Genomic DNA, 20,507 nt, shown 5'->3' on the forward strand with positions numbered 1-20,507 from the left:
GCCCCGGCCGGTCGACGTATACAGGGGGCATGACCTAGCGATCGTGTTAGGTTGAAGGCATGCGATACGAGCGCCTGTTGAACTGGGGACTGGAAGGTAGTCCGGATTTCGTCCGCGAAGTTGGTCTTCGCCAGGTCCAGATTTTCCGGAGCCAATTGCTTTGGAACGCGGTCGCCAACGTCGTGCTCTCGGCTTTGGTCGCAATCGCCATTTATGCGGAGACCAATCACGGACTGCTTTTGGGGTGGCTCGTCCTCGTCTGGTTTGGATCGGTACGAAGTCTCCTGAGCTGGTTCCGACACCGCGGCGCGGCTCGTCCTCCCCGTGACCTTAGGCGGGCCCAGGTCCGAATCGTCTGGACCACGATCATTGCAGCGGGGCTGTGGGGCCCGGCGGCCTGGGTCTTCTTCCCCGAAGACAATCTCGTCCTGCAGGTTGTCTTCACCTTCGTCATCGGAGGAATGGCGGCGGGTGTTTCCGGTGGTCTGGCGAGCATGCCTTTGGTGTGGGTTGGTTGGACGGTGGCAACCGTGGTGCCCACCGCCGGTCGCTTCGCCATCGAGGGCGATCAAGTGCCGTTGGTCCTGGCGGCGATGCTGGCGACCTATGCGGTTGTCCTTCTTGCGTTTGCTCGAAACGCGTTTCGGGCATTCAAGCAGAGCGTTCGGGATCGTTTGACCGCCGTCAACGAATCGGAAGGCCGAGTTAGGGCCGAAGCGGAGCTGGAGCGGTTTTTTGCGCAATCGAACGTTCTGTTGGCAGTCGCGGACTCGCACGGCATTTTCCGCAAGGTTAACCCGCTGTGGGAAAAGGTTCTTGGTTTCTCCGCAGAGGATCTGCTCGCGTGCCCCTTTATCGAGTTTGTTCACCCGTCGGACTTTTCGCGCACTCAGATCGAATTAGAAAAACTACGGCAACCTGGGCATCAGACCCAAAACCTTATCAATCGGTATCGCTGTAAAGACGGCAGCTATCGATGGCTACAGTGGAATGCGGTGAACGACCCGGTCGGGTCGTTAGCCTACATATCCGCCGTCGATGTCACCGACCAGCAGGAGATCGAGCGCGTCAAAGAGCAGTTCATTTCAACGGCCAGCCACGAACTGCGCACACCGGTGACCGCCATCAACGCTTCTCTCAAACTGCTGGCTTCCGGTCTTGCCGGGCGGATCCCCGCCGAGAGTGCGCGGATGGTGCAGATTGCCGAGAAAAACGGCGCGCGGCTTATTCGTTTGGTAAATGACATGCTCGACCTGGACCGGCTGCAGGTCGGACGAATGCATTTCCGTACCGAACTGGTCGATCTATCGAAGGTCGTCCAGGAGTCCATCGCCGAGGCGGCGCCGCTATTCGACCAAGCGGACATGGTCGTAGACGCACGACTCCAGTCCGGCACCTTCATTACGGCGGATCGGGATCGGTTACATCAGGTGATGGCGAACCTCCTCTCCAATGCCGCCAAGTTCTCGCCGACGTCGAGTCATGTCGAAGTCTCTGTGGAAACGATTGACGGTTCGGCTTGCGTTGCCGTGCGCGACCACGGCGCAGGAATTCCGCAGTCGTTTCGAACAAAGGTGTTCGAGAAATTCGCCCAGGCCGATCTAAGGTCGGGCGTACGTGCCGGGTCGGGACTAGGTCTCTCGATCGCGAAGCAGTTCGTCGAGCATATGGGCGGCAATATTCGGTTTGAATCTCCGCATGATGGCGGCACTAAGTTCGTTATTTCATTTCCGCCCGCCGGTCGGTCCGAAGACCAAGAAACTGCTAACTTTCGCGAGCGAATCGATTCGTAGCGTCGATCAGGGCGGCCAACGTACCCTGTTCAGAGTAGGCGTGACCGGCGTCTTCTATGATCGACAGGTCCGCGTTCGGCCATGCCTCGGACAACGCCCACGCTGATTTGATCGGGCAGACCATGTCGTATCGTCCTTGGACGATCGCGGCCGAGAGGTGCCGATACCTCGTCGCCTCGTGAAGCAGAAAACCGTCTCGCGGAAAGAACCCGCGGTTCAAGAAGTAATGGCACTCGATCCGGGCAAAGGCGTCGGCGAAGGCATCCTCCGATGCCTGGACGATCTTCGCGGCGCTTGGTCGCAACGTCGACGTCGATGCCTCCCAGACGCTCCAAGCCTTTGCCGCTTGTTGCCGCACCGCCGGATCGTCGCTGGTAAGTCGCCGATAGTACGCCCGTACCATGTCTACCCGCTCGTCCGGCGGAATTGGTGCGCAGTAGGCGGCCCATTCTTTGGGGAAAAAGCGGTCCGCGCCATCTTGATAGAACCAGTCGATCTCTTCCTGTCGCAGCAGGAAAACGCCGCGTAGCACCATCTGCGAGATTCGGTCGGCATGTCGAGTAGCATAGGCTAGGGCCAATGTGCTGCCCCAGGATCCGCCAAACAGCAACCAGGACTCGATGCCAAGATGATCGCGCAGGCGTTCCATGTCGGCGACGAGATCCCAGGTCGTATTGTCGCGCAACTCGGCATGGGGTGTGCTTTGTCCGCAACCTCTTTGATCGAACAGGACGATCCGATAGGTTGCGGGATCGAAAAGCTGCCGGTGTGCGGGCTCAATCCCGCCGCCCGGACCGCCGTGAATGAACAAAGCAGGCTTGCCATTCGGATTTCCGCATTCTTCGAAGTAGATGCGATGGAGGTCGGAGACCTGCAAGTGCCCGGTACGGTATGGATGGATGGGCGGAAAGACGGTTGGTTTTGCGCTCATAGCCGACCGGTACGCAGACCGCACCCGGCTGTCAACGGAATCCCGACGTGACATCGCGGCTGAAGACCTCTCTGTGGGTTCAGGCCCAGGTGAGGTTGTGCGACATCCGTTTTCAGGGTGTAGCGGTATCGCGGCGCGGCGACCCGGATGCCGGTGGCGTGCTCTTGAAGCTCCTGCGAGATCAACGAAAATGCCTCCTCCTGCGCCGGATTTTCGCGGAGAACGGCGAGCAAGCATGGATGATCGTTGGCGGCAAAGACGAGATCGATGAAGACCAGGCGGCCAGTTATATCGAGCGCGAACTCAAGTGGGACCGCGATCTTTGGGTCTTGGAAATCGAGGACTATGATCGACGCTACCAACTCGACGGGCCGTTAACCGCTTAGAACCTGAGTATCTCGCGTACCGGTGCTGCAGATGACGACTTCCAAGATCATTGCGGGAACGAGCGGTTTCGACAAACCGTGGAAAGGGACGTTCTACCCCGAGGACATCAAGAAGACCGAACTCCTGCCCTTCTATGCGGCCCGCCTTCCGGCGGTGGAAATCAACAATACCTTCTACCGGTTGCCCAAGCCCGAAGTCCTAGAAGGTTGGTTCGAGCAGACGCCGGACACATTTCGCTTTGCGATCAAGGCGTCGCGCCGCATCACCCACATCAAGAGGCTGAACGACGTTGAGGAGCCGACGACCTACCTGATGTCGTCGACAGCACACCTCAAGCACAAGCTCGGGCCGGTGCTGTTCCAATTACCGCCAAACGCGAAAAAGAACACGGAACGGCTAAAGGTGTTTCTGGGGACTCTCCCGGCTGACCGCCAAGTCACCTTCGAGTTCCGGCACCCAACCTGGTTTGAGGCCGATGCGCTTGACGCTCTACGCGACCACGGAGCTGCCCTGTGCATTGCCGACGACGAAAAGGAGCTAGTCCCGTTCGAGGCCACGACGGACTGGGGATATCTTCGCCTCAGAAAGGGTGAGTACACCCAAGACTCTCTTACTCAGTGGGCAAAGCGAATCCTGGCCGTGGACTGGCGTGAGACCTTCGCCTTCTTTGAGGGCGATGAGGAGGGAAGGGGGCCACAGTGGGCCAGCCAACTCATGGCGGTCGCGGGCAAATAGGCGCCGCCGATTGTCAAACAGCGGGTTCCCAGGCTTGAGCGCTTAGGTCAAGGCCGCCGGTTCGGGCAAAGACCGGTTGACTCGGCCTCGGCCTGACCATATTTTGCGCCCTCCCAAACCGGGTGGACGGGTGCCATGAAGGTTCTAAGATCATTGAAATCTGCCAAAACGCGCGACCGCGATAATCGCGTCGTACGCCGTAAAGGCCGTGTCTACGTCATCAACAAGCGCAAGCCACGGTTCAAAGCCCGCCAGGGCTGAATCCTACGATGGATCGGAATGGGGCGCCGTTTGGCGCCCTTTTTGTTTGTCCGCGGTCTAGGCCTGTATGATTTGCCCATGCATATGCCGGAGTCGGATCAAGCCGTAATCGCCCGCAAAGCTGAGATCGTCGCGGCGCTGGAAGCGCTGGTCGCATCGAACGGCGTGATTTCCGATCGGTCGGGCCTCAGGGTTTACGAAACGGATGGGCTAACAGCCTATCGCCAGGTCCCGATCGCCGTCGTCCTGCCCGCCGATACGGCCGAAGTATCCCAAGTCCTTACCTATTGCCACCAACAGGGCATCAAAGTGGTGCCGCGCGGCGGCGGCACGTCGTTGTCCGGTGGGGCGCTACCGCTTGCCGATTGCATCGTTCTGTCACTGGCAAAGCTCAACCGTATCCTTGACGTCGACCTCGCCAATGAATGCGCGGTCGTCCAACCAGGGGTGACCAACCTCGCGATTACCGAGGCTGTTACTGACGCCGGCTACTACTACGCGCCTGACCCTTCGAGCCAGATCGCCTGCACGATTGGCGGCAACGTTGCCGAGAACGCCGGGGGCGTGCATTGCCTCAAGTACGGATTGACGACCAACAACCTGTTGGGCCTCGAAGCCGTCCTGATAACCGGCGAAGTCATCCGCCTCGGGGGAAAACATCTCGATAGCGAGGCCTACGACCTTATTGGTGTCATCACCGGCTCCGAAGGACTGCTCTGTGTCGTCACCGAGGTAACCGTACGTCTGTTGCGCAAACCGCAAGCGGTTCAAGCGGTCCTAGCGGCCTTTACGGACAACACGCACGCCGGCGAATGCGTCGCGCGCATTATCGGTACCGGGTTGATCCCTGCCGGGATGGAAATGATGGACGGAGCCGCGATCGCTGCGGCGGAAGCGTTTTGCCATGCTGGGTATCCTCTTGATGCGGGCGCGCTTCTGATCGTCGAGGTCGATGGCAGCGCCGAAGATGTTCGCGTTGGAATCGAGCGGGTAAAGGATATCGCAACCGATTGCGGCGCAACCGAGGTGCGCCAAAGCCGTACGGAAGAAGAGCGTTTGGTTTTCTGGTCCGGGCGGAAGAACGCCTTTCCGGCGATCGGACGGATCTCCCCTGACTATTACGTCATGGATGGGACCATCCCCCGGCGCCGCCTACCGGAAATGCTGAAACTGATTGGCGATCTGTCGGCGCGCGCCGGTCTACGTGTTGCCAACGTCTTTCACGCCGGTGACGGCAACCTACATCCGATGATCATGTACGACAGCGCGGTTCCGGGAGAACTTGAACGCACGGAGGCGTTGGGTGCCGAGATTCTCAAAGCCTGTGTCCGCATGGGCGGCGTTCTAACGGGGGAGCATGGTGTCGGCGTCGAAAAGCGCGATCTTATGGGCGAAATGTTCGGTCCAGTCGACCTTGCCCATCAACAAAGGTTGAAATGCGCCTTCGACGCCGAAGGCCTCCTCAATCCAGGCAAAGTGTTCCCGACGTTGCACCGGTGCGCCGAACTCGGTCGCCTCCATGTCCACGGCGGTAAGGTGCCGTTTCCCGAGTTGCCGCGGTTCTGACTTTGGAGATGTCCGAACCCTTGAACGAGGATGAACTCAGCAGCCTCGTCAAAGAAGCGGTAACAACCGGCACGCCCCTAGAGGTGCGTGGCGGCGGGACCAAGCGCGCGATTGGAAGGCCGGTCGAAGCAAAGCAGGGTATGACCACCCGCGGCTTGGCCGGCATCGTCGACTACGACCCAACCGAGTTGGTGATTACGGCTCTCGCCGGCACACCTGTGCACGAGGTGCAGGCAGCACTCGCCGCGCGGTCGCAACAGTTCGCGTTTGAACCGCGCGACTTGAGAGCGCTCTTGGGCGCCAACGGTGATGAGACCTTGGGCGGCTTAGTCTGCGCAAACCTTTCCGGCCCCCGGCGGTTCGCCGCCGGGGGGGTCCGCGACCATCTCCTCGGGTTTCGGGCGGTGTCCGGGCGGGGCGAAATCTTCAAGTCCGGCGGGCGGGTGGTCAAAAACGTCACGGGCTACGACTTGTCAAAACTCGTTGTCGGTTCGTTTGGCACGTTGGCGATCCTCAGCGAGGTAACGTTGCGGGTGACGCCCCGACCGGCTGAAACCGGCACGTTGATTGTGTCTGGCAGAGAAATCGACCGGTTTGCTGCGACGCTCGACGTCGCATCGGGCGCAGGCGCGTTGACGGGCGGCGCCTATTTGACCGCGGGCGCGCGGGTAGACTTCCCTCACTTGGCGGGAACGAGACAAGCAACTATTGCCGTTCGTTTCGAGGGCGATACCGCGATCGCAGCGGCTAATGCAGCGCGAAAGCGTCTTGGCCCCGCCGATACAGACGTTCTTGAAACGGACGCGAGTACCGAACTGTGGGCCGCAATCCGCGACCTTGCGCCCCTCCTAGGCAGCGACGGAAACATCTGGCGGGTGTCGCTCCGTCGTACCGCGATCGCCGCGTTTGTCGAGAGCCTCGACCTCCCTGAAGGGGCGCCGCTGATGGTCGACTGGGTCGGCGGCCAGATTTGGTTTGCCGAACCGCAAGGCATCGATGTCCGTGCCCGGCTTCATGCGGCGGCGGGACCGGATGGCCACGCCACCGTGATCCGCGCGGCAGACCACCGGCCGACAGAGACTTCGGTGTTCCACCCGCAGTCACCTGCAGTGGCGGCATTGTCACGGCGAATCAAACATCACTTCGACCCAAAGGGCATCTTGAACCCCGGCCGACTTTACGCGGACTACTGACATGCACGTCTCGTTGCCCCCAACGAAGCACCAAGACCCCTTCTTTGCCGCCGCGGCAACGGCCTTTCAGGCGTGCGTTCATTGCGGATTTTGCAATACGACCTGCCCGACCTATGCCCTGCTCGGGGACGAGCGCGACGGGCCGCGCGGCCGAATTTATGCAATGAAAGACATGCTGGAGGGCGCCGCTGTTGAGCGGTCTCTGGTGCCCCATCTCGACCGTTGCCTTTCGTGTCTGGCCTGCCGCACGACATGCCCGTCTGGCGTCGATTACACGCGCCTCATCGACCTCGGCCGTGCTCAGGTTGCTGAAGGACGGCGCTGGACGCTTCAAGGTTTGGCCCGGCGCGCCCTGGCCGTGGTTATGACACGTCCGACGCTTTTGCGTCTCGCCGTGGTAGTAGGCAAGGCCGTGTCACGGTTTCCGATCCCCGGGTCGGCGGGCGCGGCAGCGCGCGTGGCGCGCGGCGCCGATCCAAGGCGGAGCGCAGTAGACGGCTCAAGGGTGTTCCCCGCGGTCGGCCCGCAACGGGCTCGGGTGGCGCTCCTCACGGGCTGCGTCCAGCGCGCGGTCGCGCCCGAAATCAACGAGGCGACGGTTAGGCTCCTCCGCCGCATGGGGTGCGAGGTCGTGGTCCTGTCCGATGCGCGCTGTTGCGGCTCCCTTGACCATCACTTGGGGCATACCGCCCGCGCCCACCGGTTCGGCGCGCAGGCTCTCGCCTCCTGGCACACAGCGCACAAAAAGGCTGGCCTGGACTACATCGTCTCGAATACCTCCGGCTGCGGTGCCCACCTCAAAGATATCGCTTTCCAAATGCAGAAAAGCGCCGGCCCGGCGTCGGCTCACGCCGCCGAACTCGGCTCGCTGATGCGCGATGTCTCTGAAGTCGCCGCCGCCCTGGGTCTGCCCGACGCCGTACCAACCCCGGACCTAGAGGTGACCTACCAATCGGCCTGCACGTTGCAGCACGGGCAACGGATCCGCGACCTTCCCCAGACCCTGTTGCGAGAAGCCGGTTTCCGTGTCCGCGGTATCAAAGAAGATCATCTGTGTTGCGGGTCGGCCGGTACGTACAACATCATGCAGCCCGATCTCAGCGCACGCCTCGGCGAACGCAAAGCCCAAAATATCGAGCGCACCGACCCAAGCGTTGTCGCGACCGGCAACGTCGGTTGCATGCTTCAGTTGCGCAACTACACCGGCGTCCCGGTCGTTCATACCGTCGAATTGCTGGACTGGGCGACAGGTGGCCCCCGGCCCCTATCCCTTGACCGGCGGGACGCGCGCGACGCGTAGAACGTTTGTCGCCCCAGGGGTTCCAAACGGCACGCCTGCGGTGATGACAAGCTGGTCGTTCGGCTCGGCAATCCCTTCCCGAACGGCAATGCGGCACGCCTTTTCCACCATTTCCGCAAAGTCGTGGGTGTCGCTGGTATGGACGGCGTGGGCGCCCCACAGCAGCGCCAGCCGCCGCCCCGTACCGCGGCGGCTCGTGACTACAATAAGGGGCACAGACGGCCGTTGCCGGGCCGCGCGCAAAGCCGTCGAGCCGGTGGTCGTATAGGTCACGATGGCGGCGGCGGAAATTGCCGAGGCGACTTGTTTTGCCGCGACGCTGATCGCGTCGGCGGTCGTGTCCTTGACGTCGGGCCGCCATGCCGAGCGCAATGCAACGTAGGTCGGTTCGGTTTCGGTTTGACGAACAATTCGGTCCATCATTGCGACGGCCTCGGCCGGGTATTTACCGGCAGCCGATTCTGCCGAGAGCATAACGGCGTCGGCGCCGTCGTAGACCGCTGTGGCGACATCGGAAACCTCGGCACGGGTCGGCGTGGGTGCGTCGATCATCGATTCGAGCATCTGAGTTGCCACCACCACGGGCTTACCTTGGTCGCGCGCTTCGGCGACGATTTTTTTCTGCAGACCCGGTACGAGTTCGAGGGGCATCTCAACGCCGAGATCGCCCCGCGCAACCATGATTCCATCCGCTAGGCTGGCGATCTCCTCCAACCAATTGATAGCCGACGGCTTTTCGATCTTGGCCATCAACCCGGCCCGGCCGGCGATGATTTTGCGGGCCTCCGCGACATCGTCTGGTGTTTGGACGAACGACAAACCGATCCAGTCGACGGCGGCGGAGAGCGCGAAATCGAGGTCGCGCCGATCCTTGTCGGTCATGGCGCGAATCGGAAGGACGGTGCCGGGAACGTTCACACCCTTTGCCGCACTGAGGGGCCCTCCGACGACGACCGTGCAAACGATTCGATCCGCACTAGTGTGCGTTGCAGACAGTCTGACGCGCCCGTCGTTCAAAAGGATTTCCGCGCCGGGCCCGATCGCGCCAAACAGCGCGGGGTGGGGAAGCTCAACTCGGTTTGCGTCGCCTGGCGCCGGATCGTTGTCGAGCACAAATGCGTCACCGGCCTTGAGAAAAACCGTGTCGCCGGCAAACCTCCCGATCCTAATCTTTGGTCCTTGCAAATCGGCCAGAATGCCGATTGGCCTTCCCCGCGCGACCTCAATTTCCCGGATCAGGGTGATCCGTTGCGCGTGGTCTTCCTTGGTGCCATGGCTCATGTTGAGCCGAAAGGCGTCGGCGCCGTGGTCGACAAGGGTTTCGATCACGGAACGCGTGCAACTCGCGGGTCCGAGTGTGGCGAGAATTTTGGTATTTCGCCCCCGAAACATGGGACGATCCTAGCGGGCCGGCGAGCAATGCGACAGCGGTGCTCGCGGAATCCGGTTTTTCAACTGTTTGGGTAGGGGCTATCCTATCACCATGAAACAGACAATTGTCGCCCTTCTCATCGGCTTGGCGTTGTTCTCGCAGCCACTAGGATCCGCGATCGCTCGCCAAGACGATGTTCGTCTTCCCGAACTTTTCTCGCGCCTGCAACAAACCGCGGACCTTCAAGAAGCGCGCTTGATTGAAGGCCTGATTTGGTCGCTCTGGTTCGAATCGGGAATCCCCGCCATCGATCGCATGATAGCGGCCGGCAACGATGCCATGGGTGCAGGACGGTTCGACGAAGCATTGAACAGGTTTTCACGTGTGATCGAAACCGATCCGACGTTCGCAGAAGGCTGGAATCGCCGGGCGACACTGTACTATCTCATGGGGAATTACGACGCGTCGGTCCGTGACATACAGGAAACGCTGGCCCGCGAGCCGCGGCACTTCGGTGCGCTGTCCGGTCTCGGTCTGATCAACACCGCACTCGAGCGTTGGGACAGCGCGGTGAAGGCCTATGAAGAGGCGCTGCGCGTAAACCCCCATCTGCCGGGCGCAAAGCAGAACATCGAAGACATCAAGAAGAAAATCGAACAAGACATCTAACCCGTTTTCCATCTCCCATGCCGCAGGAGTGCCGCCTCCAATGACCGATATCGCCGCCCCGAACTTCGGCCTCAACGACGAGCATCGAGCATTGCTCGACGATATGACGCGGAGCGCCCGTGCCCATTTTGAGGCCGACGCACTCCAGCGCGACCTCTCGGGTCAGTGGCCTGAAGATGGCTTCAAGAGACTTGCCAAAATGGGCGTCCTTGGGGCGAGCGTGCCCGAGATCTATGGCGGTGCCGGTTTGGATCTGTTCTCCGCCGGGCTCGTCGGTCAGGCCATCGGTCGTGTGGATCCGGCGGTGTCGACGTCCTGGCAAAGCCACGACAACCTTTGCGTCAACAACCTCTATCAGAACGGAAGCGAATCCCAACGCCGCCGCTACTTGCCTGGCCTGTCCGACGGCACGCTAGTCGGCGCCATCGGCATGACCGAGCCGAATGCCGGATCCGACGCGCTGGGCGGCATGGCGACAACGGCGGTTCGCGACGGAGACTGTTACATTCTGAACGGCGGCAAGACCTATATTACCAACGGGCCAATCGCCGACATTGTCCTCGTCTATGCCAAAACCGCGCCTGAGCGCGGCAAGCGGGGGATCTCGGCCTTCATCGTCGAGAAGAAGTTCGTGGGCTTCTCGGCGAGTCCGCCGTTCGACAAGATGGGTATTCGGTCGAGCCCCACCGGCGCTCTCTACTTCGACGACTGCCGCGTTCCGGCCGAAAACTTGGTTGGAGAAGAGAACAACGGCATTGCTGTCATGATGTCGGGGCTGGATATCGAGCGTGCGTTTTGCTCGATGATGGTCCTTGGGATGTCCGAGCGCGCAGTCGAGTTGTCGGTCGAATACGCCAAGGATCGACGGCAGTTCGGTCAGCGGATCGGCGATTTCCAACTCATCCAGGCCAAGCTCGCGGAAATGTATGTGGCGTTGGAGACGATGCGGGGGATTGTCTACCGGGCCCTCGCGATGGCCAATACCGTCGGCGCCGGTGAGGGTGGACGTGGCGAGATCCACAAGCTGTCTGCCGCCGCGTTCATGTATGCCGGCGAAGCGTGTATGAGAATTTGCGACGAGGCGGTCCAAATCCACGGCGGCAGCGGATTCATGCGGGAGACCGAGGTCAATAGGCTCTACCGCTCGGCCAAGATTCAAGAAATCGGCGGCGGTACCAAGGAGATTCGCCGGCTTATCATTGCCCGCGAGATGTTGGCGGCGTAGATGCTTCGGCCAGCGGGCGGCAGAATGTCTCGCGTAACGTAAGGGCTGCAACAAAGCCACAGGTCATCAAGATCGGGAAGATCGTGAAAGCGTATCGATAGGCGCTCTCTCCGTAGACCCGGGCGCCGTCGACCAGCGTGCCATCCCAGCCAAGGTCGAGCAGCCAGCCGACAAAAGGTAATGACAGCGCCGAGGCGCTCATCCCCGCCATGTTGACAAATCCCATCGCGACCCCCGTTGCCGTCAACGCGTTGCTTTCCTTGGTGACGGCGAAATTGATGATCACCGCGCCGCTTGCCAACCCTTGCAATAACAAGAGCGCTTGAAAGGCGAATAGCGGCAGCGGTACGTACAGGATCGCAAGCCAAGCGATGATTAGGATTCCCGCACCCGACGCCATCACCGGTTTGCGTCTCTGCAGGCGATCGGACGTCCAACCCGCGATCGGGCCGCCCACGCCCCATCCGATCAAGATCAGCGATACCGTTGCGCCTGCGGTCGTCCTGCTGACCCCGTAGATTTCTTGGACGAAGGGGATGCCGAACAGGCCGGCAAAGGCCGCCATGGGAGTGACCAACGATCCGGTAAAAATCGCTACTTTCCAGGTCTGGCGGCTTCGTAGAACCCGTTTGAGGCCGCCAAAAACAGGTCCGACCATCCGCGGTTCACCGTGCATCGCCTTGTCCCGGATAAACGGAAACATCAAGACGGCGATTGCCGCCATCAAGATGCCGGACCACAACATCGCGGGGCGCCATCCTACGCCCTCGACCAGTGCCGCCAGTGGCGCTTGGGCGAGCACGGCACCGATCAACCCAACAAGGAGCGATAGCCCGGTGACGGCCGCGAATCGGTTGGCCGGGAGCCACATGACCGCAAGAGCCAGGGTTCCAACCCAGGCAACGCCGGCTCCTGCGCCAACAAGCAAACGGCCTATCGCGGCGAGGCCGAGCGTTGGCGCAAGCGCGAACAGGATGCTACCGGCGGCGCAGACAACGCCCGATGTCACGAGGACGCGGCGGACGCCGAAACGATCGATCAGGATTCCGATTGGTATTTGTGCCAGCGCGTAGGGGTAAAAATAGTAGGCGGAGAGATTGCCAAGCCCCGCAGCGTTGGTCTGAAAGTCGCGCATCAGCTCGCTGGTCAAAACGCTCGGGGCAACACGTTGGAAATAGGCATAGCCATAGAACGCGGCGGCGAGACCCCAAATCAGCCAGGGGATCATCCATCCAGAAGGATACCGGTTCATGGCAACGACCTCCGAACGCGGGACCGTTCGCGGGCGAGAAAGATGCCGGCAAGCACGGTAACGCCACCGAGGGCCTGTTGGACCTGCATTCCCTGCCCCAATAGGACCCACGCCAAGATCGTCGCACCGACCGGTTGAATGAGCAGTGTGAGCGACGAATAGGACGCGGCCAAATGGGCCAGTGCAAACGCAATCAAGCTCTGTCCAAAGGTATGTGAAATCACAGCCAAGCCAATGAGAATGAGCCACCCATGCCACGTTACCGCCAACAACGGTTCGCCCGAGACGAGCGCCACGAGAAGCAAAATCGGTGTCGCGGACAGACCGGACCACACCATGATTTCAAACGTGCCGATCGAGCGGCGGAGAAGTTTCACGCAAATGAAGTAGCCCGCATAAAACACCGCCGTCAGGAGGCCAAGGGCGTCACCGAGGACGTTGCCATGACCACCGAGGCTCGCGCCCAACACCATGACGGTTCCAGCCCCCGCGACGAATAGACCCAGCCAAAAGCGCACGCCGAATGTTTCACCGAGGAGCAACCACGCCCCGGCGGCGACGAATATCGGCGCGGCATTCGCGAATAGGGTCGCGTTCGCGACGGTCGTGAGTTGGATCGACCAATGCCAGACCGCGAGATCGCCCGCGAAGAAGGCTCCCGCCAACAGGAGCAGCCCGTAGTCCCGCCGCGACTTCACCGAACGCGCCGGCGAGGGCCCCGACCTGTATTGGGCGAAAGAAAGGCCAATAAGGAGCGGCAGCGAGAGCAACATGCGATGGAATGCCGTTGCCGCGGGCCCCAGTTCGCTTGTTTTGACAAAGATCGGTGCGAACGAGATGGCGAGCGCGCCGATCACCAATGCGACGAGCCCCAAAGTTGGGCCGCTCAGAAGAAATCGGTTCGGCATGAGGGCTCAACGGTCAGGGATGGGTCGATCAACGCGGGTGGTCCCAGTATAACAAGGCGATGAATCACGATTCTGCAGAAGGTGCAATGGAAGCCTTTAGGGTGGTTAATCCCGCTGGGTCATCCCGTCTCATTTTGACCTGCGACCATGCCGGCAATCATGTTCCCGCAGCGTCCGACGCCCTCGGTCTGCCCGAATCGCGGTTGGCGGAGCACATAGCCTGGGATATCGGGGCGGCGTCGCTCACCCAGGCGTTGGCCAATAGACTCGACGCCCAGGCGGTTCTCGCCATGTATTCTCGCCTCTTCATCGATCCGAATCGAAAACTCGGGAGCCCCGATTCCATACTCCGGGTCAGCGATGGGGTCATGGTGCCGGGCAACCAGAATGTGACGCCCGAGGAAGCGGTGCGCCGGGCCGAGCTGTCCTTTTGGCCGTACCACCACGAGGTAGAAAAGGCGATGCATCTCACTGAGCATGAGAAATCGGTCGCCGCCTACGTAGCGGTGCATTCGTTCACGCCGAGAATGGCGGGGGCGCAACGGCCGTGGGATGTCGGGGTGCTTTACGGACGCGACGAGCGAATGGCGCGCCCGCTCCTTGCCGCGCTCCAGGCGGTGGACGGCATTTGCGTCGGCGACAATCAGCCCTACTCGGCGGCACATCCGCCGGGCTATGGCCTGGAAGCCTACGGGACCTCGGCTGGCCGGCCCCATGTGATGATCGAGGTCCGTCAGGACCTGATCTCGGACGACGCCGGCGTTGATCGTTGGGCCGGGATTATCGCGACAGCCCTCGCCCCGTTCGAAACGGACTCCGACCTCTTCGTGAAGCGGTTCTTCAGATGATCAAGGACCCGCCGCTGACGATCGGCATCGAAGAGGAATACCTGCTGGTCGATATCGAGACCCGCAATCTGGCCTCGAATCCGCCCACGGCATTGATGGAAGTGCTGGAAAAGCGAATCTCAGGTCGGGTCGCGCCGGAATTCCTCAAAGCCCAAGTCGAAGTTGAGACCGGCGTCCACAAAACGATCTCCGCTGCACGAGGCGACCTCGCTTACCTCAGGCAGACCGTGTGCGAGGTTGCGGCGGACTTCGGCATGGCTCCCGTCGCTGCGGCGACGCATCCCTTCGCACGGTGGGGAGAACAACAGCACGTCGACAAGGATCGCTACAATGCCCTGGCGCGCGACCTGCAAGTTGCGGCAAGACGCCTGCTCATTTGCGGGATGCACGTGCACATCGGTATCGATGACGACGACCTGCGGATCGATCTGATGAATCAGGCAGCCTATTTCCTGCCACACTTGTTGGCGTTGAGTACGTCGTCTCCGTTCTGGCAAGGTCAAGAAACCGGGTTGATGTCCTATCGTACCAGCGTGTTCGACGGATTGCCGCGGACGGGTTTGCCGGAGCAGTTTTCGAGCTATAGCGCGTACAGCATGCTGGTGTCGGCGATGGTCGACGCCGGTGTCATTCAGGACGCCACGCGGATTTGGTGGGACTTGCGACCGAGCGCCCGGTTTCCAACGCTTGAAATGCGGTCGACCGATGTTTGCACTTCGCTCGACGATGCAATCGCCATCGCCGCCCTATTTCAGTGCCTGATGAGCATGTTGATACGGTTGCGCAAGAATAACCAGCGGTGGCGCGTTTATCCGGTGAGTCTCGTCAACGAGAATCGGTGGCTGGCGCAACGCCATGGCATTTCGGCTGGGCTGGTCGATCTCGGGAAAGGAACGGTCGTTCCCTACGCCGAGTTGCTTGAAGAGATACTTGATCTTATCGAAGAAGATGCCGACAAATTGGGCTGTGCCAAAGAAGTCGCGCACGCTAGAACCATTGTCGAACGCGGTACCAGCGCGACATGGCAGATTGAGGCTTTTCGGTCGGCGAAGCAGGCCGGTGCCGATACGGAACAGGCCCTGAGGTCCGTCGTCGACATGCTGGTCGAGCGAACGGCCCTTGTTGACGAACCTACGATAGCCGAGGCGAAATCATGACCAAGACGAGCGAGCTAAAGACGGAAATCGAGGCTGCTGCATTTCGGCGCCTTCTCCAGCACCTTCGAGATCATCCGGAAGTGCAAAACATCGACCTCATGGGGCTCGCCGATTTTTGCCGTAACTGCCTCGCGAAGTGGTACGTAGCCGCGGGCGAGGAGCGGGGCCAAGAAATCAGTTACGAAGGCGCGCGCGAGGTCGTCTACGGCATGCCCTACGCCGAGTGGAAGGCCAAGCACCAAACCGAAGCGACGCCGGAACAACTCGCAGCGTTCGCGGCACACCAGGCCGCGGAAAAAGCAGGGAAGTCCTAGTGGTAGAGATTAACGAGATCGGAAAGAACGAACTCATGGCAGATACGACGATTGCGGCCGACCAGCTTCGATCCTTCATCGAACGAATCGAACGCTTGGAAGAGGAAAAAGCCGCACTCTCCGCCGATGTCCGCGAGGTCTACGCGGAGCTTAAGGGTACGGGGTTCGATCCCAAGATTGTTCGCCAGATTGTTCGACTGAGAAAAATGGATACCAACGAACTCCAGGAACAAGAGGCGCTGCTCGACACCTACAAGTCTGCTCTCGGGATGGCCTAGGCGGCGAGGCGCTGCTGTAGACGGGTGCCGACCTAGCGATCGTGCCTCAGGCTAGAACTTTTCGACCCATGGCCGGATGTCGAGTTCTTGGGTCCAGGCGCTGCGGTGTTGGCTGTGGAGTTGGAAGTAGGTTTCGGCAATCGCCTCGGGGTCGAGCATCGCGTCGGGCGGGCGTTCGGCGGCGAGATGAGCTTGGCGCGGCGTGTGGATTTGGCCGTCGATATTAACGTAAGCGACGTGAATGCCTTTGGGGCCGAGTTCACGGGCCATGCTCTGCGCCAACGCTCTGAGGCCGAACTTGCCGATGGCGAAGCCCGCGAATTCGGCGCTGCCGCGCATGCCCGAAGTTGCACCTGTGAAAACGATGGTGCCTTCTTTCCGCGGCACCATGCATTTCGCCGCCTCGCGCCCTAACAACAGGCCGCCGAGGCAGGACACCTTCCAAGCGTTGATGACCTCGTCCGTCTTCAGGTCCAGAATACTACCTTTAACCCGTCCGCTGGCGTTGTAGACCGCGACACCGAGGGGTCCAAGGTCCTTCTCGGTTTGGCGCACGAGGCCCACTACCGCCTGCTCGTCGGTCGCGTCGGTCGGGATCGCCAATGCGCGGCCGCCCGCCGCCTCGATCTCCGCGACCACCGGTTCCAGCACCTCTAAGCGGCGTGCGGCGACCGCAACCGCATAACCTTCGCGCGCGAAACGGCGCGCGACGGATGCGCCGGTACTAGGGCCAAGGCCAAGGACGATGCAGCTTTTATTGGTCATTGGTTCCTCATGGTGATGGGGTCATGCCGCCGCGTTGCGTTGGGGAAGCGGATGTTCTAACCGGTTTAGCAGGTCCGCCCGCGTGTTGTTGGCGGTTTCGACGCTTTTGTCCTTGATCGGCCCGTAGCCCCGAATGGTTTCAGGCAAGCGCGCGAGTTCAATGGCGATCTCGTGGTTCTCGGGCGTGAGTTTGTCGCCGACCGTTGCGACCATCGCCTCATAGTCCTTGATGAGTTGCCGCTCGGCGCGCCGTTCCGCAAGGTACCCAAAGGGGTCGAAGGGGCTCCCGCGTAATCCCCGACATTTTGCGAGCAGACGAAACACAGAGAGCATCCACGGGCCGAAAGTCATTTTCTCTGGACGCCCACTCGCAGGATCAGTGCGCGCTAGAAGCGGCGGGGCTAGGTGAAACTTGATCCGGTAGGGGCCGGCAAATTGGTCATCCAGTTTGCGCAGGAAATCGCCTTCGGCGAACAGGCGCGCGACCTCGTACTCATCCTTATAGGCCATGAGTTTGAACGCGCCCCGCGCCACGCCCTCGGTAAAGTCCCTCGAATGGGGCGTCCGGTTCGTCTCGGCTGCCTCGGCGGCGGCAACCAGCCGGCGGTAGCGATCGGCGTAGGCGTCGTTCTGATATTCGGCGAGGAAAGCGGCTCGCCGGTCGACGAGACCGTGGAGCGTCGGCGGTGCACTTTTGATGTCACTCGGTTGGACGGCGTGCAGGGCGTCGGGGTTCGCCACGGCGCGGCGCCCGATGTCGAACGCGCGTTTGTTCGAGGTCACCGATACGCCGTTTAACTCGATCGCCCGGACCATCGATGCCAAGGAAACCGGCACGCGCCCGTGCTGGAAGGCAAAGCCGAGAAGGAACATGTTTGTCGCGATGGAATCGCCGAACAGCCGGGTCGCAATCGCCGTCGCGTCGATGAAGTGGGTATGGGCCTCGCCCGCCGCGAGGGACACCTCGGCTCTCAAGCGGTCGACATCCAGTTCGAAGTCGCGGTCGAGCGTCGAGTCGGCGGTCGGTGTTTCGTGGCTGTTGACGATGGCCCAGGTCCGACCGTTCTCGACGGTATTGATTACATCGGCGCTCGCGGCAACGACGAGATCCGCACCCAGAATCAGATCGGCGCCGCCGGTGTCGATGCGCACGGCGCTGAGGTCGTCCGGGGATGGCGCGATCCGGACGTGGCTGGTGACGGCGCCGCCCTTTTGCGCCAAGCCGGTCTGATCGAGGACCGTAACGCCCTTGCCGTCGAGGTGTGCCGCCATGCCGATCAATGCGCCGATGGTGATGACGCCGGTGCCACCGATCCCGGTCACGACGATTCCGAACGGCGCTGTCAGCGGGAAGGTAGCGGGTTCGGCAAGGTCGATGTCCGGAGCGAAGGCCGGCAAAGTGCGCTCTTCCTTGCGGATTACGCCGCCCTTGACCGTGACGAAACTGGGGCAGAAGCCCTCCAGGCAAGAATAGTCCTTGTTGCAGGAAGATTGGTCGATCGCGCGTTTTCGCCCGAATTCCGTGTCGACCGGAACGACCGACAGGCAGTTCGATTGGACCGAGCAATCGCCGCAGCCCTCGCACACGAGTTCGTTGATGAAGACGCGTTTCGACGGGTCGGGAAAGGTGCCGCGTTTGCGCCGGCGGCGCTTTTCGGCGGCGCACGTTTGGTCGTAGATCATGACCGTAACCCCCGGCGTCGCCCGCAATTCGCGCTGCAAGGTATCCAGGGAGTCGCGGTGATGAATGGAGGTGCCCGCCGGGAATATCGCCGGGCTAGTGTATTTTTCCGGTTCGTCCGAGACGATGGCAATCCGATCGACGCCCTCGGCCCGCACGATTTGGGCAAACCGGTCGACACCGGGGCTGCCGTCCGGCGTTTGGCCGCCGGTCATCGCGACCGCATCGTTGAAGAGTATTTTGTAGGTGATGTTGACGCCCGCGGCCAAGGCCTGGCGAATGGCGAGACTGCCCGAGTGGACGAACGTGCCGTCGCCAAGATTGGCAAAGACGTGCTCGGTCCGCGTAAACGGCGCCTGTCCGACCCAGGCCGCACCCTCACCACCCATTTGGCTGAACGTCGCGGTGTCCCGATTCATCGACAGCGCCATGTAGTGGCAACCGATGCCAGCCAGCGCGCGACTGCCCTCGGGCACCTTGGTCGAGCGGTTATGGGGGCAGCCAGAACAGAAAAAGGGGCTTCGTGCGTCGACGGGGGCCCGGTTTCGCCGCTGATCGTTGCGCGCGGAAAGATATTCGAGGCGCCCTCTGATCACCGAATCGTCAGCAAACCTTAGGAGCCGCTTGCCGACCAACTGGGCGACCTCGCCTGGCGAAAGGATACCGGCGGTGCACAGCACCCGGTTGCCCTCGGCGTCGAATTTTCCGATCACGCGCGGCCGCCGCGAACCCGCCAGTTCGTACAACTGAGCTTTGACTTGGTCTTCGAGCAGGGGGCGCTTCTCCTCGACCACGAGGATTTCCTCGAGGTCCTTAGCGAACGCGAGTAGGCCTGCACTGTCCAATGGCCAACTCATGCCGACCTTGAAGACACGAATACCGAGCGCGCCAGCCCGCCGGTCGTCGATGCCGAGCGTACTCAAGGCTTGGCGTACATCGAGATAAGCCTTGCCGGTGGTGATGATGCCTAGCCGCGGGGTCGGCGAGTCTATGACGATTCGATCGAAACGATTGGCCCGCGCAAAAGCCCTCACGGCATAGCGTTTGTAGTCGTGGAGGCGGGCCTCTTGCTCCAACGCGGTGTCGGGCCAGCGAATATTCAGGCCCCCGGGGGGCATCTCGAAGTCCTCGGGCTTTACGATCTTGAGCCGATGCGGATCGACCAGCACGCTGGCGGAGCTTTCGACGGTATCGGCGACGGCGGTGAAACCGACCCATATCCCGGCGTAGCGAGACATCGCCCATCCCAGCAGCCCGTAGTCGATATAGTCCTGGACGCCGGCAGGATTGATGACCGGGACCATGGCGCCGACCATCGCATGGTCGCTTTGGTGAGCGAGCGTCGAGGAGACCGCGCCGTGATCGTCGCCGGCGAGCACCAAGACCCCGCCATGGGGCGAGGTGCCAGCCGCGTTGCCGTGTTTGATTGCGTCCATGGCTCGATCAAGGCCGGGGCCTTTGCCGTACCAAATGGAGAAGACGCCGTCATACCGCGCGCCTTCAAACAGATTGGTTTGCTGGGAGCCCCACACGGCGGTGGCGGCAAGTTCCTCGTTGACCCCGGGTTGGAAGCGAATGTGATTGGAGTCGAGAAACGGCTTAGCGCGCCATAGGTTCAGATCGTACACCCCGAGGGGCGACCCGCGATAACCAGAGATGAATCCGGCGGTATTCAGACCGTCGCGAAGATCGCGCTGCCGCTGCATCATCGGCAAGCGGATGAGGGCTTGCGTCCCGGTCAGGTAGACCCGTCCGGACTCGAGCGTATATTTGTCGTCGAGGCTGGCTGCGACCGTCATCGGATGATCTGCTTCCACGCTCATTAGGTTAGGGCTGTCGACTGTTATTGCAATGCCCTGCCGGGGTTGTGAT

The 20,507-nt window shown here is 61.4% G+C and carries 19 protein-coding genes; 13 read left to right on the top strand and 6 right to left on the bottom strand.

What is annotated here, in order from left to right:
* Positions 1–59 precede the first annotated feature (59 nt).
* Positions 60–1,793 carry an ATP-binding protein gene (locus RID42_05805; protein MEQ8247178.1) on the top strand — a complete coding sequence of 578 codons (1,734 nt, stop codon included), beginning with the start codon at positions 60–62 and terminating at the stop codon, positions 1,791–1,793.
* Here RID42_05805 and pip read toward each other — a convergent pair.
* Complete coding sequence (gene pip / locus RID42_05810; GenBank protein MEQ8247179.1) at positions 1,765–2,724, bottom strand: prolyl aminopeptidase; 960 nt, start codon at positions 2,722–2,724, stop codon at positions 1,765–1,767. The two genes, RID42_05805 and pip, sit on opposite strands and share 29 nt — an antisense overlap.
* Before the next feature lie 47 nt (positions 2,725–2,771).
* Between pip and RID42_05815 the strand changes: the two genes are divergently transcribed.
* The 6 genes from RID42_05815 (at position 2,772) to glcF (ending at position 8,166) form a co-directional block, all read left to right on the top strand.
* Positions 2,772–3,110, top strand: coding sequence for a DUF1491 family protein (locus tag RID42_05815; protein MEQ8247180.1), 339 nt, complete (start codon positions 2,772–2,774; stop codon positions 3,108–3,110).
* 31 nt (positions 3,111–3,141) lie between these two features.
* Complete coding sequence (locus RID42_05820) at positions 3,142–3,846, top strand: DUF72 domain-containing protein (protein ID MEQ8247181.1); 705 nt, start codon at positions 3,142–3,144, stop codon at positions 3,844–3,846.
* Between the two features lie 135 nt (positions 3,847–3,981).
* Positions 3,982–4,107: a type B 50S ribosomal protein L36 gene (gene ykgO, locus RID42_05825; GenBank protein ID MEQ8247182.1), complete on the top strand. Its 126-nt coding sequence runs from the start codon at positions 3,982–3,984 to the stop codon at positions 4,105–4,107.
* Positions 4,108–4,179: 72 nt separating this feature from the next.
* Positions 4,180–5,673 carry an FAD-linked oxidase C-terminal domain-containing protein gene (locus RID42_05830; GenBank protein ID MEQ8247183.1) on the top strand — a complete coding sequence of 498 codons (1,494 nt, stop codon included), beginning with the start codon at positions 4,180–4,182 and terminating at the stop codon, positions 5,671–5,673.
* A gap of 8 nt (positions 5,674–5,681) precedes the next feature.
* Positions 5,682–6,866 carry a glycolate oxidase subunit GlcE gene (glcE, locus tag RID42_05835; protein MEQ8247184.1) on the top strand — a complete coding sequence of 395 codons (1,185 nt, stop codon included), beginning with the start codon at positions 5,682–5,684 and terminating at the stop codon, positions 6,864–6,866.
* Position 6,867: 1 nt separating this feature from the next.
* Positions 6,868–8,166, top strand: a complete 1,299-nt coding sequence (gene glcF, locus RID42_05840) for a glycolate oxidase subunit GlcF (protein MEQ8247185.1) — start codon at positions 6,868–6,870, stop codon at positions 8,164–8,166.
* On the opposite strand, the gene pyk is transcribed toward glcF, so the two are convergent.
* On the bottom strand, positions 8,131–9,558 hold the full coding sequence (gene pyk / locus RID42_05845) for a pyruvate kinase (GenBank protein ID MEQ8247186.1): 1,428 nt from the start codon (positions 9,556–9,558) through the stop codon (positions 8,131–8,133). The two genes, glcF and pyk, sit on opposite strands and share 36 nt — an antisense overlap.
* Positions 9,559–9,649: 91 nt before the next feature.
* Between pyk and RID42_05850 the strand changes: the two genes are divergently transcribed.
* Both RID42_05850 and RID42_05855 read left to right on the top strand, forming a co-directional pair.
* Positions 9,650–10,207, top strand: a complete 558-nt coding sequence (locus RID42_05850; protein ID MEQ8247187.1) for a tetratricopeptide repeat protein — start codon at positions 9,650–9,652, stop codon at positions 10,205–10,207.
* Between the two features lie 40 nt (positions 10,208–10,247).
* On the top strand, positions 10,248–11,432 hold the full coding sequence (locus RID42_05855; GenBank protein ID MEQ8247188.1) for an acyl-CoA dehydrogenase family protein: 1,185 nt from the start codon (positions 10,248–10,250) through the stop codon (positions 11,430–11,432).
* On the opposite strand, the gene RID42_05860 is transcribed toward RID42_05855, so the two are convergent.
* Positions 11,404–12,684 carry an MFS transporter gene (locus tag RID42_05860; GenBank protein ID MEQ8247189.1) on the bottom strand — a complete coding sequence of 427 codons (1,281 nt, stop codon included), beginning with the start codon at positions 12,682–12,684 and terminating at the stop codon, positions 11,404–11,406. The genes RID42_05855 and RID42_05860 overlap by 29 nt on opposite strands.
* On the bottom strand, positions 12,681–13,592 hold the full coding sequence (locus RID42_05865) for a DMT family transporter (GenBank protein ID MEQ8247190.1): 912 nt from the start codon (positions 13,590–13,592) through the stop codon (positions 12,681–12,683). Before RID42_05865 ends, RID42_05860 begins: the two co-directional genes overlap by 4 nt.
* Positions 13,593–13,651: 59 nt before the next feature.
* Between RID42_05865 and RID42_05870 the strand changes: the two genes are divergently transcribed.
* Genes RID42_05870 through RID42_05885 form a run of 4 tightly spaced genes read left to right on the top strand, consistent with a single transcriptional unit; the run spans position 13,652 to position 16,189 of the window.
* On the top strand, positions 13,652–14,440 hold the full coding sequence (locus RID42_05870) for an N-formylglutamate amidohydrolase (protein MEQ8247191.1): 789 nt from the start codon (positions 13,652–13,654) through the stop codon (positions 14,438–14,440).
* Entirely contained in the window at positions 14,440–15,597 is a 1,158-nt protein-coding gene (locus tag RID42_05875) for a carboxylate-amine ligase (GenBank protein MEQ8247192.1), read from the top strand. Before RID42_05870 ends, RID42_05875 begins: the two co-directional genes overlap by 1 nt.
* Positions 15,594–15,911, top strand: a complete 318-nt coding sequence (locus RID42_05880; protein MEQ8247193.1) for a DUF1244 domain-containing protein — start codon at positions 15,594–15,596, stop codon at positions 15,909–15,911. The genes RID42_05875 and RID42_05880 overlap by 4 nt, the downstream gene beginning before the upstream one ends.
* A 35-nt stretch (positions 15,912–15,946) precedes the next feature.
* Positions 15,947–16,189: a DUF2312 domain-containing protein gene (locus RID42_05885; protein MEQ8247194.1), complete on the top strand. Its 243-nt coding sequence runs from the start codon at positions 15,947–15,949 to the stop codon at positions 16,187–16,189.
* Between the two features lie 51 nt (positions 16,190–16,240).
* On the opposite strand, the gene RID42_05890 is transcribed toward RID42_05885, so the two are convergent.
* Together RID42_05890 and RID42_05895 are read right to left on the bottom strand one after the other, a co-directional pair.
* Positions 16,241–16,954, bottom strand: coding sequence for an SDR family NAD(P)-dependent oxidoreductase (locus tag RID42_05890; GenBank protein ID MEQ8247195.1), 714 nt, complete (start codon positions 16,952–16,954; stop codon positions 16,241–16,243).
* Between the two features lie 21 nt (positions 16,955–16,975).
* Positions 16,976–20,458 (bottom strand): indolepyruvate ferredoxin oxidoreductase family protein, encoded by a 3,483-nt coding sequence (locus RID42_05895; GenBank protein MEQ8247196.1) that lies wholly within the window; start codon positions 20,456–20,458, stop codon positions 16,976–16,978.
* Positions 20,459–20,507 lie beyond the last annotated feature (49 nt).

This window comes from Alphaproteobacteria bacterium, assembly GCA_040216735.1.
GTDB lineage: Bacteria > Pseudomonadota > Alphaproteobacteria > SHVP01 > SHVP01 > CALJDF01.